The sequence below is a fragment of the Micromonospora sp. CNZ295 genome (assembly GCF_004217535.1).
In genome coordinates, this window is record NZ_SHKZ01000001.1 from 4194053 (window position 1) to 4208754 (window position 14702).

The window sequence follows — 14702 nt, forward strand, 5'->3', positions numbered from 1 at the left end:
TCGGCGGACGAACGCGTGCCCCCTTGGAGGAAACCCGATGACAGACAACTTCGGTGACGCGGCGGGGGAGGCCCTCCGCTCGGTGCTGCTCTTCCTGCCGAAGGCGCTCGCCTTCGTGGCCATCCTGGTCGCCGGCTGGCTGATCGCCAAGGCGGTCCTCAAGATCGTGGACCGGGTGCTGGAGCGGGTCGGCTTCGACCGCGCCGTCGAGCGCGGCGGCATCCGCCGGGCCCTGGCCCGGTCCCGCTACGACGCCAGCGACATCGTCGCCAGACTCGCCTACTACGCGGTGCTACTCGTGACGCTCCAGCTCGCCTTCGGCATCTGGGGTCCGAACCCGATCTCCGACCTGATCGCGGCCGTCATCGCATGGCTGCCGCGCGCCTTCGTCGCGATCGTCATCGTGGTGGTCGCCGCGGCCATCGCCAACGCGGTCCGCGACATCGTCAGCGGCGCGCTCGGCGGCCTGTCGTACGGGCGGGTCCTCGCCACCGTCGCGTACGTCTTCATCCTCGGTCTCGGCGTGATCGCCGCCCTCAACCAGATCGGCGTCGCGACCGCGGTGACCACGCCGGTGCTCATCGCGGTGCTCGCCACGGCCGGCGGCATCCTGGTCGTCGGGGTCGGTGGTGGCCTGGTCCGTCCGATGCAGAGCCGCTGGGAGTCCTGGCTCGCCCGCGCCGAGCAGGAGTCCCGCGCCATCGCCACGCACGCCCGCGCCTACCAGGCCGGCCGCCGCGACACCGCCGCGCACCTGGGCGGCGACGCGGAGGCCACCCAGGTGGTGCCGACCGCCGGCGACGCCGACGCGACGCAGGTGGTGCCCCGGCCGGCCACCGCCACCGACCCGACGGTGCCGGTGCCGCGCGACTCGCAGGCTCCCCAGGCCACCTCGTCCGCGGTGCCGACCCAGCCGGCCGCCGCCGACGACGACGTCGAGGCGACCATGGTCATTCCGCCGGCGGACGTCGAGAAGTTCCGCCGCTGACCGGCGCACGCGGTTCGGGGCGGGACCGGGTCCCGCCCCGAACCGTGTGGTCACCCCGGTACCGCCCGGCTACCATCAGCCGCATGACGTGGCGATGTTGATCCACCGCTGAGTGCCCGTCCCGTGGGCCGCCGCGGCCGCCGTCCGTCCGGCGTCCGCATCCGTCCCACGGGAAGGTTCCATGATCACTGTCACCGTCCGTCCGCCCGACCGCCCGGTCCGGCGGCTCGCGGCAACCCTCTACGCGTACGCGTTCCTCCGCGACCTCGTCCTGCTCTACCCCGTCTACGCGCTGCTCTTCGCCGACACCGGCCTGACGGTGTGGCAGATCTCGACGCTGTTCGCCCTCTGGTCGGCCAGCAGCCTGCTGCTGGAGGTGCCCTCCGGAGCGCTGGCCGACGCGGTCTCCCGGCGGCTGCTGCTCTGCCTCGCGCCGCTGGTCACCGCCGCCGGCTTCGCCCTCTGGGTGCTCGTGCCGTCCTACCCGGCCTTCGCGGTCGGTTTCCTGCTCTGGGGGGCCGGCGGAGCGCTCGCCTCGGGCGCCCTGGAGGCGCTGGTCTACACCGGCCTCGACCGGCTCGGCGCGGCCAGCCGGTACGCCCGGGTCATCGGCCGGGCCCGGACCGCCGAGACGCTCGGCGCGCTGGCGTCCATCGTGCTCGCCGCGCCGGTGCTGGCCCTCGGCGGTTACCCCGCCGTCGGGGCGGCGAGCGTCCTCGCGTGCCTGCTCGCCGCGGGCGCAGCCACCCGCCTGCCGGACGACCGCGACCCGGTCGCCATGGCCGCCGGCACCCGCCTGCCGGACGACCCCGAGCCGGTCACCCCGGCCGGCCCGCCCGGCGGCGGTGACAGCGACGGCGACGACCTCGGCTGGCGGGCCAGCCTGCGGGCCGGCCTCGCCGAGGCCCGTGCCGACCCGGCGGTCCGCGCCGCGGTGCTGCTGGTCGCGTTGGTGGCGGCGGTGTGGGGCGCGCTCGACGAGTACACCCCGCTGCTGGCCCGCGACACCGGGGTGTCCACGCCGGTCGTCCCGCTGCTGCTCCTGCTCATCTGGCTCGGGGTGGCGGTCGGTGGCCTGCTCGCCCCGGCGGGCGAGCGGCTGGGCCCGCGCGGGTACGCCGCCCTGCTCGCCGGGTCCGCCGTGGCGCTGGCCGTCGGCGCCCTGCTCGGTCACCCGGGCGGGTTCCTGCTGATCGGGGTGGCGTTCTGCGGGTTCCAGCTGGCCACCGTGCTCGCCGACGTCCGGCTCCAGGCGCGGATCACCGGGCCGAGCCGGGCCACCGTCACCTCGCTGGCGGGCATGGCGACCGACGCCACGATCATCGCCGTCTACGCGGCGTACGGCGTGCTCGCCGGTGCGGCCGGCAACGGGGTGGCGTTCGCCGTGGCCGCCGCGCCGTACCTGGTGGTGGCCGCGCTGACCGCCGGCCGGCGACGCCCGGAAGTCCGGCGGCCCGGCTGACCCCCGGAGCGCCGACCCCGGGCGGCGGCGCGTGGCCGCCGCCCGGCCGGTCCGGCGCGGGGTCAGCTCCCCCCGCTCTCCAGGAGGTGCTTGAGCGCGCCGAGCCGGTCCCGCCAGTACGCCTTGAGCTCCGCGGCCCGCTCCGCGCTGTCGACCTTCTCGTGCTGCACCGACAGCCGGGACTTCGCCGCACCGGCCGGCACGAAGCCGACGACGATCCGGGTCGGGCCGCCCGCCCAGTCGGCGCGGAACGTCTTCGGCGCCGTGGCGGTGCGTACCCGCAGCTCCACGTCGGGCAGCCAGCGGCGGCGCAGGTCCTCGTCGGCGAACGCCGCGAACAGCCGCTCCACCGGCACCGCCACCGTCCGGCTGCCGCCGACCGAGAATCCGCCGTCCACGCGCCGCTGCCCGGGGGCACGCAGGCCCCGGGCCTGCTCGTACCCGACGGTGACGGTCTGCGCCCACCAGCCCGGCACCTCGTGGACGGTGACCAGCCAGCGGGCGATCTCGGTGTGGCTGTGCCCGGTGCCGCCCCACTCGTCGAGCAGCGCGAGCCACTCGGCCCAGCCGCGGCCGGTGCGCTCGCGCAGCAGCGCGTCGGGGATGCGTTCGATCTGCCCGGCCGCGGCGGGTGGTGGCGTGGCCGGGGCGGCCGTCGCCGCGCCGGGGGCGGCGGGCACGTCGGCGGCCTCGGTGGCCAGGGTGTCGGCCGGGCCCGCGACGGGCTCGGCGGCGTCCGGGGCGACCTCCGCCGGGGTGGCGGCGCGGGCCAGCAGGTGCCGGCGGGCGGTCGTGTAGCTCTCGCCGGTCTTGTCCATCCGGGCGCGGACCCGGGCCTTGAAGGCGCGCTGATTGGTCATCACATGCTCCCTGCTCACGGCACGGCCGCCGGGACTCACGCTCCCGTCGACCCCGCCGAAGTGGGGCACGTGGTGGTGCGTCCCGAGGGCTGGAGCCCCCTTTGCCTCCGCGGGGCCGATGGCGTGAGCACCGGAAAGGAGGTGCGGCGCAGGACGACGCCGACCCCATCGTAACGGCCGGGCGGCGTCGGGGGGCAACCCGCGCCGGTCAGGCGATCTCGCCGTCGAGGTAGACCCAGCGGCCGTCCGCGCGGACGAACCGGCTGCGCTCGGCCAGCGTGCCCGCCCGCCCGCGCACGCGGTGGTGGGCCCGGAACTCCACCTCGCCGGTGGCGTCGAACAGGCCGCCCCGGGCGGTGTCGACGATCTCCAGCCCGGTCCAGCGCTCGTCCGGGTCGAGCCGGAGCCGGGCCGGCCGGGTCGAGGAGTGCCAGGTGCGCAGCAGGTACCCGGCGTCGCCCACGGCGAAGGCGGAGTACCGCGAGCGCATCAGCGCCTCGGCGGTCGGCGCGTCCGACTCACCCCGGTGCAGCCGCCCGCAGCATCCGTCGTAGGGCAGGCCGGAGCCGCAGGGGCAGGACTGCCGCCCGTCACGCTTCGCCACGACGGTCATCCTTCCGCGCGCCGGTCCGGAGGACGACACCGGGGCAGCCGCCGCGCCGCGCCGATCCGGGACGACCGCATCCGGGCGCGGTCAGGCCACCCGGGTGGCGAAGACGACGACGTTGTCGAGGTAGCTGCGGCGGTCCGGGTCGAACCGGCCGCCGCAGGTGACCAGCCGCAGCCCGGCCGCCGGGTTGGGGCCGTAGACCAGATCGCTCGGGAAGCGGTCCTTCGGGTAGGCGGCGACGGCGTCGACGGTGAACGCGGCGATCCGACCGTCGGCGCGGACGACCCGGACCGTGTCCCCGGCGCGCAGCCGCCCGAGGTCGAAGAAGACCGCCGGTCCGGCGGCCGTGTCGACGTGGCCGACGAGGACGGCGTTGCCGTGCTCGCCCGGGCTGGCGCCGTGCCGGTACCACCCGGCGATCGTCGGCCGGTCCAGCGGCGGCACCTCCAGCTCGCCGCGCTCGTCGGCGCCGACCGGCACGAGGGGCGCGTCGAGGCCGATGGCGGGCACGCGGACCGTCACGGGCTCGGCGCGGGGCAGCGGCGGCAGGGCCGGGGCCGGGCGGGTCCCGGCCGGCGGGCCGACCGGTCGGGGCGGCGCCGGGGGGCCCGCGACGGCGCTGCTGACCAGGCCCAGCCCGGTCGCGGCGAGCAGCGCGATCAACCGGGTCGCCCAGCCGGGCCGGCGTCCGACCACCGCCACCTCCGTACCTTCGTTCGCCCGGGTGCCCGCGCCGGCGGCCGGCCGGTGCGGGCACCCGTTCCCAGGGATGGATGGGCAGGGGCTCAGCGGATGGTGGCGGCGGCCATCGCTGCGTGCCGCTTGCGCCGGGCCAGGATGACGGCGCCGCCGGCGGCGGAGCTGAGCAGCGTGATTCCGGCCGCGAGCGAGCCGACGCCGCCACCGGCGTCGCGGCCGCCGGCCTGGGCGCCGCCGATCGGGGTGACGGTGAAGGTGGCCGTGCCGGCGGCGCTGCCGTCGCCGCAGGTGGCGGTGACCGTGTAGGTGCCCAGGGTGAAGCCGGCGGTGAAGAGTTCCGCGCTGAGCCCGCCACCGGCCGCCGCCGTGGTGGAGCGGACGTTGATGTCGCGGTCGGGACCGGTGACGCGGAAGATCGCGTCGCCCGACTTCGGGTTGCAGGTGGTGGCGGTGAGCACGACCGTGCCGCCGACCGGCGTGGTGGCCGGTGAGACGATCGCCTCGGCCAGGGCGGCGCCCGGGAGCAGCAGCGTGCCGAGGCCGACACCGGCTGCCGCCGACATGAGGACTTTCTTCGCCTTCATACGCGTCTTCCCTCACTTTTCGTCCGCTGATGAGTGGGACGTCGTTCGGGTGGCCAACTCCGCGACTAGCACCGGTGTGCCCAACACTAGGGGGGTTGGGCCCTCGATCAGGTGAAAATGAGAAATCCTCGTTGCCGTCACGTGTCCGCCCCGCAGGCGGAGGGAGCAGCGGAAACGCCGGGACGGGGGCGTGCGCGCCAGTGCTCCCGTCGATGCCGGCGCAGGTCCGGTGCGGCACGGCTGGGTCGATGGCCCGGAATGGGGGGCATCGACGGGAATCCGGTCCGCTGGACCGGCGGCGGGCCGCGGTTCGGGTAGCGGCCCGCCGGCCCCGCGCTGAGTCTCAGCGGCGGCGGGCCTGCAGCGTGTACGTCATCGGCAACCGCCACGACCGCTCCCGCAGCCGGTGCTCGCCGTGCTCGTCGGCGACGGTCAGCCCGGGCAGCGGATCCCACGGCGCGCTGTCGTGCTCGGTCAGCATGGTCAGCTCGAACCCGGCCGCCAGCAGCGCGGTCACCACCTCGCCCAGCCCGTGGTTCCACTCGTACGTGGTGTTCTGCGTGAACGTCGCGTCGGTCTCGACGTACGTGCCGGGGGCGGTCCAGACGGTTGGCTCGGGCCGCTCGAAGTAGGGGTACTCGACGGCGAGCAGCCCGTCGGCACGCTCGTCGTCCAGCGCCCACAGCATCGGGTGGCCCTCGCGCAGGAAGAGCCGGCCCCCGGGGCGCAGCAGCGCCGCGACCACCCCGGCCCACCGGTGGATGTCCGGCAGCCAGCACAGCGCGCCGACCCCGGTGTACACCAGGTCGAACCGCTCGCCGTCGAGCGCCCGGGGCGCGTCGTACACGTCGGAGTGGACGAAGTCCACGGCCGCACCGGTCCGCTCGGCGAGGCGGCGGGCCTCCGCGAGCGACGCCGCCGAGAAGTCCAGGCCGGTCATCCGCGCGCCGAGCCGGTGCAGGGACACGGTGTCCGTCCCGATGTGGCACTGCAGGTGCACCCCGCGCAGCCCGCCCACGTCGCCCAGCCGCGGCAGGTCGAAGCGGACCACCCCGCTCAGGTGGCCCGGATCGGCGACGAAGCGCTGTACCGCGTAGTCCGGCGACGCCGCGTGCGCTGGCGCCCGCTCGTCCCAGTTGGCCCGGTTGACCGCGAGGTGTTCGTCCACGGCGAGGACGGTCGCACGGCGGACCGCGACCCGCCAACCCGATAACGCCGGCCGGTGTGGCAGCGTGGACGGGTGCCCACGCCCGTACCGGTCGACGTCGACCTCGCCCTGGTCGGTGGCGGCGGTGCCGCGTCGCTCGTGCTCGCCGCCCTCGACCGGCACCGGGTGCGCGACCTGCGGGTCGCGGTCGTCGACCCGGTGCGCCGCCGCGGGCAGGACCGGACCTGGGCCTTCTGGGGCCGGCCCGACGACGACCTCGACCCGCTGCTCACGGCGAGCTGGTCGCAGGTCGAGGTCGCCACGTCCGCGCGGCGCCGCGTCCTGGACCTCACCCCGCTGCGGTACGCCATGCTGCGCTCGGGCCCGGTCTACGACCGGGCTGCCGCCGCCGAGCGGCGCCTCGGCGCGGTCCGCGTCGTCGCCGCGGCCGGGCTCGTGGACGACGACGGCGAGCGCGTCACGGTGCGCACCGAGGGGCCGACCGTGCGGGCGTCCTGGGTGCTCGACTCGCGGCCCCGGCCGCCCCGGCGGGCCGGGCGCACCAACTGGCTCCAGCACTTCCGCGGCTGGTGGATCGAGGCCGACCGGCCGGTGTTCGACCCACGCCGGGCGGTGCTGATGGACTTCCGCACCCCGCAACCCGTCCGGGGCGTCTCGTTCGGCTACGTGCTGCCGGTCAGCGACCGGTACGCGCTGGTCGAGTACACCGAGTTCACGCCCGGCCTGCGCACCGACGCCGGCTACGACGCCGCGCTGGCCGCGTACCGGGACCGGCTCGGGCTGGACCCGGCCCGGCTGACCGTGCGGGAGGTCGAGAACGGGGTGATCCCGATGACCGACGGCCCGTTCGACCCGCGTCCCTCGCCCCGGGTGGTCCGCCTCGGCACCGCCGGCGGCGCCACCCGACCGTCCACCGGCTTCACGTTCTCCGCCATGCTCCGCCAGGCCGAGCAGATCGGCGCGGCGCTGGCCGCCGGCCGGCCGCCGGTCCCCGCGCCCGCGTACCCCCGCCGGCACCGCTGGATGGACGCGGTCGCGCTCCGGGCGCTGGACCGGGGCGGGGTGGCCGGCCCGGACTTCTTCGACCGGCTCTTCGCGCGCAACCCGGCCGAGCGCGTGCTGCGCTTCCTCGACGGGGCCACCAGCCCGGCCGAGGAGATCGCGGTGATGAGCTCCGCCCGCCTGCTGCCGATGGTCGCCGCCACCGCCGGCGACGCGGCCGCCCGGCTGCGGGACCGGGTGCTCCCGTCGCGGCGGGCCGCGGTCTGGCACATCCCGCCGCCGGTCACCGGTGCCGCGGCACGCGACGATTCCAGGTCGGACCGGTGAGCGCCGGTCAGCCGCCCTGCGCCAGTTCGCGCAGCGTCGCGCCGTCGAGGCGGAACACGTCGATCTCGTCGAGCGTGCGCGCCCGCAGCCGTCGGTAGAACCGCAGAGCCGGGTCGTTCGTGCGCAGCACCCACCACTCCAGACGCCCGCAGCCGCGGTCGACGGCCAGCGCGGCGAGGTGCGCCAGCAACGCCCGGCCGACGCCGCCGCCGCGCAAGTCGGACCGCACGTACAGGTCGTCCAGGTGGATGCCGGGTCGCCCCAGCACGCTGCTGTAGGTCGGGTAGAAGAGGGCGAAGCCCGCCGGCTCGCCGTCGACGACCGCGACGACCGCCTCGGCGACCGGACGCTCACCGAAGAGTGCGCGCCGCACGTCGTCGGGCACGGCGGTGACGTCGCCGGGAAAGCCCTCGGCCACGGTGAGCTCCACGATGAACCGGTGCAGGACCTCGACGTCACCGGGCTCGGCGGGGCGGATGACCAGGCCGGCCGTGGCCGGCACCGCGAGCGCGTCGGTCACCAGCCGCCCCCGGAGCGCCTCGTGCCGGCGGTCGAAAACCACATCCCTGCCACCCCGCCGATCCTACCGCCCGCCGGGACAGCCGGAGGCCCCGTGGCGGGCGCCGCGGCACCACCGACCCCGCCGGACCGTCCCCACCCGACGGTCGTCATCACGTCCGCCGAGCCGACACGGAATTGCAATAGACCCATGACAACCGGATCGACGTGCATTGCGTTGCGAATCGACCCGGAGTTGACCGAACGGATGACAACCGAATCGCGTCGTTACGGCAAGGAGTCGGTGCCGTTGCCGAACCGTTGTCGATGCATGACAACCAATCCGGTCGTTATCTGAACGATTCTTTCCGCCCTTTCCCGCTCGCTTATCGTCGGCGCAGACGCAGTTCCGCCACGAAGGGGCCCGCGATGAGCGACATGTCCCACCCCCCGTCCCTGTCCCTGGCCGGGGACCCGACCGACCCGGTCGCCGAGGTGAATTCACCGGCCGAGGCGCCGGCGCCGGCCACGCACCGCGACATCGTGGGCCGCTCGCCCGGCCAGCTCGCCTGGCTCCGGCTCAAGCGGGACCGCACAGCGCTGCTCAGCGGCGTCACCCTCGTCGTCGCGATGGTCGTGGCGCTGGCCGCACCGCTCGTCGAATGGCTGACCGGCATCGATCCGACCGACAAGTTCGTCGATCGGCTCAACGATTTCGGCATGCCGCTCGGCTACGCCGGGGGAATCGGCCGCGAACATTTGCTGGGTCTGGAGCCGGGCAGCGGCCGGGACATCCTCATGCAGCTGGTCTACGGTTTGCGCACGTCATTGTTCATCGCCTTCGTCTCGGCATTGCTGGCCTCGCTGATCGGGGTGGCCATCGGCATCGTCGCCGGTTACGCCCGAGGCTGGCTGGACAGCCTCATCAACTGGTTCATCGACGTGACGTTGGCCTTTCCGTTCCTCATCTTCGCCCTGGCGGTCATCCCGATCGTCGAGGACCGCTTCTTCACCGCCCGGGAGGCGCCGCCGCCGAGTTTCCGGGTCGCCCTCATCGTCGCCACGTTCGGCCTGTTCAGCTGGACGTACACGGCGCGGCTGGTCCGCGGCCAGGTGATCTCGCTGCGGGAGCGGGAGTTCGTCGACGCGGCGCGGGCCGCCGGCGCCGGGACGGCCCACCTGCTGCTGCGCCAGTTCCTGCCGAACATCTGGGCGCCGATCCTGGTCACCCTGTCGCTGAACGTGCCGCAGTTCATCGCGATCGAGGCCGCCCTGGCGTTCGTCAACATCGGCGTCACCGAGCCCACCCCCGACCTGGGTCGCATGATCTACAACAGCATCGGCTACGTGGCGAGCGACCCCTGGTACACCCTGTTCCCCGGATTGACGATCTTCATCCTCGTCCTGGCGTTCAACCTCTTCGGCGACGCGCTGCGGGACGCCCTGGATCCCCGGTCAACCCGGTAACCGAAATCCGATCACCAACCGTTCGTCCGGCGAACGGCGGGCCGCACGCGGCCCGCGCCGGGCGGGAAGGGAGATGCACCGTGCACAGGAGAGCCCGGACACTGTCGATCGGTGTCCTGTCCGTGGCGTTGCTCGCCGCCGGCTGCACGCGGACCACCGACGACGGCGGCGCCGGCAACGGCGACGACAAGGCGAAGACCCAGACCGGCTCGATCTCGTACGAGGCGGCCGACAACCAGGGCCCGGCCGCCGCCGTCGACGGCGCCACCAAGGGCGGCACCATCACCGTCCTGCGGGAGTTCGACTTCGAGCACCTCGACCCGGCCCGCAACTACGTGAACACCCAGCAGCTGACCACCGGCCTGATCTACCGGACGCTGACCGGCTACAAGGAGAACGGCACCGGCCAGATGCTCCTGGTGGGCGACCTGGCCCAGGATCCCGGCAAGGACGTCAACGGGGACTGCAAGGTCTGGGAGTTCACCCTCCGCGACGGGCTGAAGTACGAGGACGGCTCGCCGGTCACCTCGAAGGACGTCGCGCACGGGATCGCGCGGTCGTTCGCCCCGCAGCTCAACGAGGGGCCGCACTACATCCAGCAGTGGCTCTACCCGGGCGGCGAGTACAACGCCACCTACAAGGGACCGTACGACGGCGGCAAGCAGCTGCCGGACGGTGTGGAGACTCCGGACGACCGGACGATCCGGTTCACCTTCGCCGACGCGCACTGCGACATGCCGTACGCCGCGGCCCTGGCCACCACCGCGCCGGTGCCGCCCGCCAAGGACACCAAGACCAACTACGACCTGCGGCCGTTCTCGTCCGGGCCGTACAAGGTGAAGTCGTACCAGCGGGACGTGGCGCTGGAACTGGAGCGCAATCCGAACTGGGACCCGAACACCGACCCGCTGCGCACCGCGTACCCGGACGCCTTCAAGTTCACGATGGGCTTGGACGCGGCGCAGATCGCCGAGCGGCTCGTCGCCGACGCCCCGGCCGACCAGGCGGCGTTCACCTGGAACGACGTGCCGCCGGCCGTGCTGCCCCGCACCACCTCCGGCCCGGTGGCCGAGCGGGTGGTGAAGGGCCCGACCCAGTACACCTGGGTGCTCAACATCAACAACCAGCGGGTCACCGACATCAACATCCGCAAGGCGTTGAACTACGCCGCGGACAAGGACGCGGCGCTCAAGGCCATCGGCGGCCAGGCCGCCGGCACACCGGCCACCACGCTGATGTCGCCGACCACCGCCGGCTGGAAGCAGTACGACGTGTTCGGCACCCCGCCCACCGGTGACGCGGCGAAGGCGAAGGAGCTGCTCGGCGGCAAGACGCCGGAGCTGGTGCTGGCGTACGTCAACACCGAACTGCGCACCCAGCAGGCCGAGGCGATCCGGAAGACCCTGACCGAGCGTGGCTTCAAGATCACCATGAAGGCGATCGAGGCGTCGACCTACTACGACGAGGTCGGCCGGAAGGACAACCCGTACGACCTCTACCTGGGCGGCTGGGGCTCGGACTGGCCGACCGGCTCGACCATCATCCCGCCGCTGTACGACGGCCGCGAGATCGTGGCGGAGGGCAACCAGAACCTGTCCTACCTCAACGACCCGGGCATCAGCGCCGAGATCGACCGGGTGCGTGGGCTGCCCGCCGCGGAGCAGGACGCGGAGTGGATGAAGCTCGACGAGAAGATCATGCGCGAGTTCGTGCCGGTCGTCCCGCTCTACTACGACGCCACCTACCTCCTGCACGGCTCGAAGGTCGGCAACGCCTTCCTCAGCGACGCGTTCGGCGCCATCCAGGTCAACACGATCTACGTCAAGCAGTGACGCCCCGGTGGGGAGCGGCCGCGGCCGCTCCCCACCGCAGCCCGAGAGGTTCGACGGATGCTCCGTTTCATCGTCCGGCGACTGCTCGTCGCGGTCGTCACGCTCATCGTCATCAGCCTGGTCACCTTCGGGCTGTTCTTCGCGGTGCCGAGCAGCCCGGCCAAGGTGATGTGCGGCAAGAACTGCACGGCCGCCGACATCGCCCAGGTCGAGGAGCGGCTGGGCATCCGCGACCCGCTGCCGGAGCAGTACACCAACTTCGTCAGTGGGATCTTCGTCGGCCGGACCTTCGGCTCGGGCGACTTCGAGCGCGAGTGCCCGGCGCCGTGCCTGGGCTACTCGTTCCGCAACGACCAACCGGTGACCGAGATCGTCACCCAGCGCGCCCCGGTCACCTTCAGCATCGTCTTCGGTGCGGCGGCGATCTGGATCCTGCTCGGCGTGGGCCTCGGCATGATCTCCGCGCTGCGGAGAGGCACGGTCTTCGACCGCTTCGCCATCGGGGTCAGCCTCGCCGGCGCCTCCATGCAGGTCTACTTCTTCGGCCTCATCCTGCTGTACGTCCTCGTCTACGCCACCGGACTGCTGCCGTTCCCGAGCTACACCCCACTGACCGAGAACCCGGCGAAGTGGGCGCTGGGGCTCCTGCTGCCGTGGATGACGCTGGGCTTCCTCAACTCGGCGCTGTACGCGCGCCTGTCCCGGGCCCAGATGCTGGAGACGCTGTCGGAGGACTTCGTGCGGACCGCCCGGGCCAAGGGGCTGCCGCTGCGCCGGGTGCACACCCGGCACGCCCTGCGGGCCGCGATCACCCCGATCGTCACCATCGCCGGCCTCGACATCGGCACCGCGCTGGGCGGCACGTTCATCACCGAGACCATCTTCGGCCTGCAGGGTCTCGGCAAGGCCACCGTCGAGGCGGTGCAGTTCCTGAACCTGCCGGTGGTCATGGCCACCGTGCTGCTGGCCGCCATCTTCATCGTGATCGCCAACATCGTCGTCGACGTGCTGTACGCGGTCATCGACCCGCGGGTGCGCCTGAGTTGATGAGGAGAGACGAGATGACCAGCACCCCCGTGCCGGCCGCCCGCCGGGCCGGACCCTACCTGCGGGTGGCGGACCTCAAGGTGCACTTCTCCACCGAGGACGGCACCGTCCGGGCGGTCGACGGGATCTCCTTCGCCGTCGAGCGGGGTCGGACGCTCGGCATCGTGGGCGAGTCCGGCTCCGGCAAGAGCGTGACCTCGCTGGCGATCCTGGGCCTGCACGACCAGCGCCGTACCCGGCTGTCCGGGCGGATCCTCCTCGGCGAGCGCGACCTCCTCCGGCTGCCGGAGGAGGAGGTACGGCGGCTGCGGGGTCGGGATCTGGCGATGATCTTCCAGGATCCGTTGTCGGCGTTGCATCCGTACTACACGGTGGGGCGGCAGATCGCCGAGGCGTACCGGGTGCACCATCCGGACGCGGGTGCGCGGGAGGCGCGGCAGCGGGCGGTGGACATGTTGGGCCGGGTGGGGATTCCGCAGCCGGGGCGGCGGTTCGAGCAGTATCCGCACGAGTTCTCGGGTGGGATGCGGCAGCGGGCGATGATCGCGATGGCGTTGGTCAACGACCCGGGTCTGCTGATCGCGGACGAGCCGACCACCGCGCTGGACGTCACCGTGCAGGCGCAGATCCTGGATCTGCTCGCCGATCTGCAGGCCGAGTTCCACTCGGCGATCATCATGATCACGCATGACCTCGGTGTGATCAGTCAGGTCGCCGACGAGGTGTTGGTGATGTACGGCGGCCGGGCGGTGGAGCACGGGAGTGTGGAGCAGGTGCTGCGGCGGCCGCAGCATCCGTACACCTGGGGGTTGTTGTCGAGCGTGCCGTCGTTGCACGGTGACGCGGACGCGGAGCTGGTGCCGATCCCGGGCAACCCGCCGTCGTTGATCAACCTGCCGTCGGGGTGCGCGTTCCACCCGCGGTGCCGCTACGCCGACCACAACGGCAACCGCTCGCGTACCCAGGTGCCGGAGCTCCGGCAGGTGCAGGAGCGGGGCCACCTGGTCGCATGTCATCTGCCGGAGGTGGACCGGCTGCGTATCTACCGGGACGAGATCACCGATGTGGGGGTGGCGCGGTGAACGGGCAGCTGACGCCGGCCGCCGGCGAGCCGTTGTTGCGGGTGCGGGGGTTGACGAAGCATTTTCCGGTGGGTACGGGGTTGCGTGCCCGGGGTGTGGTGCGGGCGGTCGACGGGGTGGATTTCGAGGTGCGGGCGGGGGAGACGCTGGGGTTGGTGGGGGAGTCCGGGTGTGGGAAGACCACGACCGGGCGGATGTTGGTGCGGTTGTTGGAGCCGACGGCGGGCAGTATCGAGTTCGCGGGGCGGGACATCACGCATGTGCGGCGGCGGGGGTTGCGGCCGTTGCGGCAGGATCTGCAGATCATTTTTCAGGATCCGTACGCGTCGTTGAATCCGCGGCACACGGTGGGGCGGATCGTGGCGATGCCGTTGCAGGTCAACGGGATCCGGCCGGCGGGTGGGGTGAAGGCTCGGGTGCAGGAGCTGCTGGAGCTGGTGGGGTTGAATCCGGAGCATTACAACCGGTATCCGCACGAGTTCTCCGGTGGGCAGCGGCAGCGGATCGGGATCGCGCGGGCCCTGGCGTTGCAGCCGAGGTTGATCGTGGCCGATGAGCCGGTGTCGGCGCTGGATGTGTCGATTCAGGCGCAGGTGGTCAACCTGTTGCGGCGGTTGCAGCGGGATCTGGGGTTGGCGTTCGTGTTCATCGCCCACGATCTGGCGGTGGTGCGGCACTTCTGTCACCGGGTGGCGGTGATGTATCTGGGTCGGGTGGTGGAGATCGGGGACCGGGCCGATATCTACACCCGGCCGCAGCATCCGTACACGCGGGCGTTGTTGTCGGCGATCCCGGACGTGACCCGGCTGGGTCCGGCCGGGCGGATCCGGCTGTCCGGGGACGTGCCGACCCCGCTGGACCCGCCCGCGGGCTGCCGGTTCCGGACCCGCTGCTGGAAGGCCCAGGACATCTGCGCCACCCAGGAACCCGCCCTGACCTCCCGCGACGGCGGCCGGCAGGCCACCGCCTGCCACTTCCCCGAAACCGGACCCCTCACCGCCGAACCGGACACCGGCACGGCGACTCCGGCTGGCGCGCCGGCCGGGTAGGGCCGACCCGGCGGGGTGGGCCTCCGC

General features: G+C 73.2%; 14 protein-coding genes. 8 read left to right on the forward strand and 6 right to left on the reverse strand.

Features of this window, described 5'->3' with window-relative positions:
* The first annotated feature begins 37 nt into the window (after positions 1 to 37).
* Both EV376_RS19620 and EV376_RS19625 read left to right on the forward strand, forming a co-directional pair.
* Entirely contained in the window at positions 38 to 988 is a 951-nt protein-coding gene (locus EV376_RS19620; RefSeq protein WP_130325311.1) for a mechanosensitive ion channel family protein, read from the forward strand.
* Between the two features lie 112 nt (positions 989 to 1100).
* On the forward strand, positions 1101 to 2450 hold the full coding sequence (locus tag EV376_RS19625; RefSeq protein WP_130325313.1) for an MFS transporter: 1350 nt from the start codon (positions 1101 to 1103) through the stop codon (positions 2448 to 2450).
* Positions 2451 to 2512: 62 nt separating this feature from the next.
* Here the strand turns inward: EV376_RS19625 and EV376_RS19630 are convergent, their stop codons facing one another.
* From EV376_RS19630 to EV376_RS19650, 5 genes are all read right to left on the reverse strand, one after another.
* Complete coding sequence (locus tag EV376_RS19630) at positions 2513 to 3310, reverse strand: hypothetical protein (RefSeq protein WP_207228227.1); 798 nt, start codon at positions 3308 to 3310, stop codon at positions 2513 to 2515.
* A gap of 208 nt (positions 3311 to 3518) precedes the next feature.
* The gene (locus tag EV376_RS19635) at positions 3519 to 3914 is read right to left on the reverse strand and encodes a YchJ family protein (RefSeq protein WP_486482705.1); all 396 of its coding nucleotides are present in this window, start codon (positions 3912 to 3914) and stop codon (positions 3519 to 3521) included.
* Between the two features lie 90 nt (positions 3915 to 4004).
* Positions 4005 to 4616: a class F sortase gene (locus EV376_RS19640; RefSeq protein WP_486482909.1), complete on the reverse strand. Its 612-nt coding sequence runs from the start codon at positions 4614 to 4616 to the stop codon at positions 4005 to 4007.
* Positions 4617 to 4705: 89 nt separating this feature from the next.
* Entirely contained in the window at positions 4706 to 5203 is a 498-nt protein-coding gene (locus tag EV376_RS19645; protein ID WP_130325319.1) for a hypothetical protein, read from the reverse strand.
* A 343-nt stretch (positions 5204 to 5546) separates the two neighbouring features.
* Positions 5547 to 6371 carry a class I SAM-dependent methyltransferase gene (locus EV376_RS19650; RefSeq protein WP_130325321.1) on the reverse strand — a complete coding sequence of 275 codons (825 nt, stop codon included), beginning with the start codon at positions 6369 to 6371 and terminating at the stop codon, positions 5547 to 5549.
* Positions 6372 to 6443: 72 nt separating this feature from the next.
* On the opposite strand from EV376_RS19650, the gene EV376_RS19655 reads away from it, so the two are divergent.
* Positions 6444 to 7700 (forward strand): lycopene cyclase family protein, encoded by a 1257-nt coding sequence (locus tag EV376_RS19655; protein WP_130325323.1) that lies wholly within the window; start codon positions 6444 to 6446, stop codon positions 7698 to 7700.
* Between the two features lie 7 nt (positions 7701 to 7707).
* Here EV376_RS19655 and EV376_RS19660 read toward each other — a convergent pair whose 3' ends face one another.
* On the reverse strand, positions 7708 to 8262 hold the full coding sequence (locus EV376_RS19660) for a GNAT family N-acetyltransferase (RefSeq protein ID WP_207228229.1): 555 nt from the start codon (positions 8260 to 8262) through the stop codon (positions 7708 to 7710).
* Between the two features lie 365 nt (positions 8263 to 8627).
* On the opposite strand from EV376_RS19660, the gene EV376_RS19665 reads away from it, so the two are divergent.
* The 5 genes from EV376_RS19665 to EV376_RS19685 all read left to right on the forward strand — a co-directional run bounded on the left by EV376_RS19665 (position 8628) and on the right by EV376_RS19685 (position 14675).
* Positions 8628 to 9665 carry an ABC transporter permease gene (locus EV376_RS19665; RefSeq protein ID WP_486482706.1) on the forward strand — a complete coding sequence of 346 codons (1038 nt, stop codon included), beginning with the start codon at positions 8628 to 8630 and terminating at the stop codon, positions 9663 to 9665.
* Positions 9666 to 9745: 80 nt separating this feature from the next.
* Positions 9746 to 11497: an ABC transporter substrate-binding protein gene (locus EV376_RS19670; RefSeq protein WP_130325325.1), complete on the forward strand. Its 1752-nt coding sequence runs from the start codon at positions 9746 to 9748 to the stop codon at positions 11495 to 11497.
* A 57-nt stretch (positions 11498 to 11554) separates the two neighbouring features.
* The gene (locus EV376_RS19675; protein WP_130325327.1) at positions 11555 to 12544 is read left to right on the forward strand and encodes an ABC transporter permease; all 990 of its coding nucleotides are present in this window, start codon (positions 11555 to 11557) and stop codon (positions 12542 to 12544) included.
* Between the two features lie 14 nt (positions 12545 to 12558).
* Positions 12559 to 13626: an ABC transporter ATP-binding protein gene (locus EV376_RS19680; RefSeq protein ID WP_207228231.1), complete on the forward strand. Its 1068-nt coding sequence runs from the start codon at positions 12559 to 12561 to the stop codon at positions 13624 to 13626.
* Positions 13623 to 14675, forward strand: a complete 1053-nt coding sequence (locus tag EV376_RS19685; protein WP_486482707.1) for an ABC transporter ATP-binding protein — start codon at positions 13623 to 13625, stop codon at positions 14673 to 14675. The genes EV376_RS19680 and EV376_RS19685 overlap by 4 nt, the downstream gene beginning before the upstream one ends.
* Positions 14676 to 14702: the final 27 nt, after the last annotated feature.

Coding starts and splice junctions, on each gene's coding strand:
- EV376_RS19620 (WP_130325311.1), top strand. CDS start 38: ATGACAGACAACTTCGGTGACGCGGCGGGGGAGGCCCTCCGCTCGGTG.
- EV376_RS19630 (WP_207228227.1), bottom strand. CDS start 3,310: ATGACCAATCAGCGCGCCTTCAAGGCCCGGGTCCGCGCCCGGATGGAC.
- EV376_RS19645 (WP_130325319.1), bottom strand. CDS start 5,203: ATGAAGGCGAAGAAAGTCCTCATGTCGGCGGCAGCCGGTGTCGGCCTC.
- EV376_RS19665 (WP_486482706.1), top strand. CDS start 8,628: ATGAGCGACATGTCCCACCCCCCGTCCCTGTCCCTGGCCGGGGACCCG.
- EV376_RS19675 (WP_130325327.1), top strand. CDS start 11,555: ATGCTCCGTTTCATCGTCCGGCGACTGCTCGTCGCGGTCGTCACGCTC.
- EV376_RS19680 (WP_207228231.1), top strand. CDS start 12,559: ATGACCAGCACCCCCGTGCCGGCCGCCCGCCGGGCCGGACCCTACCTG.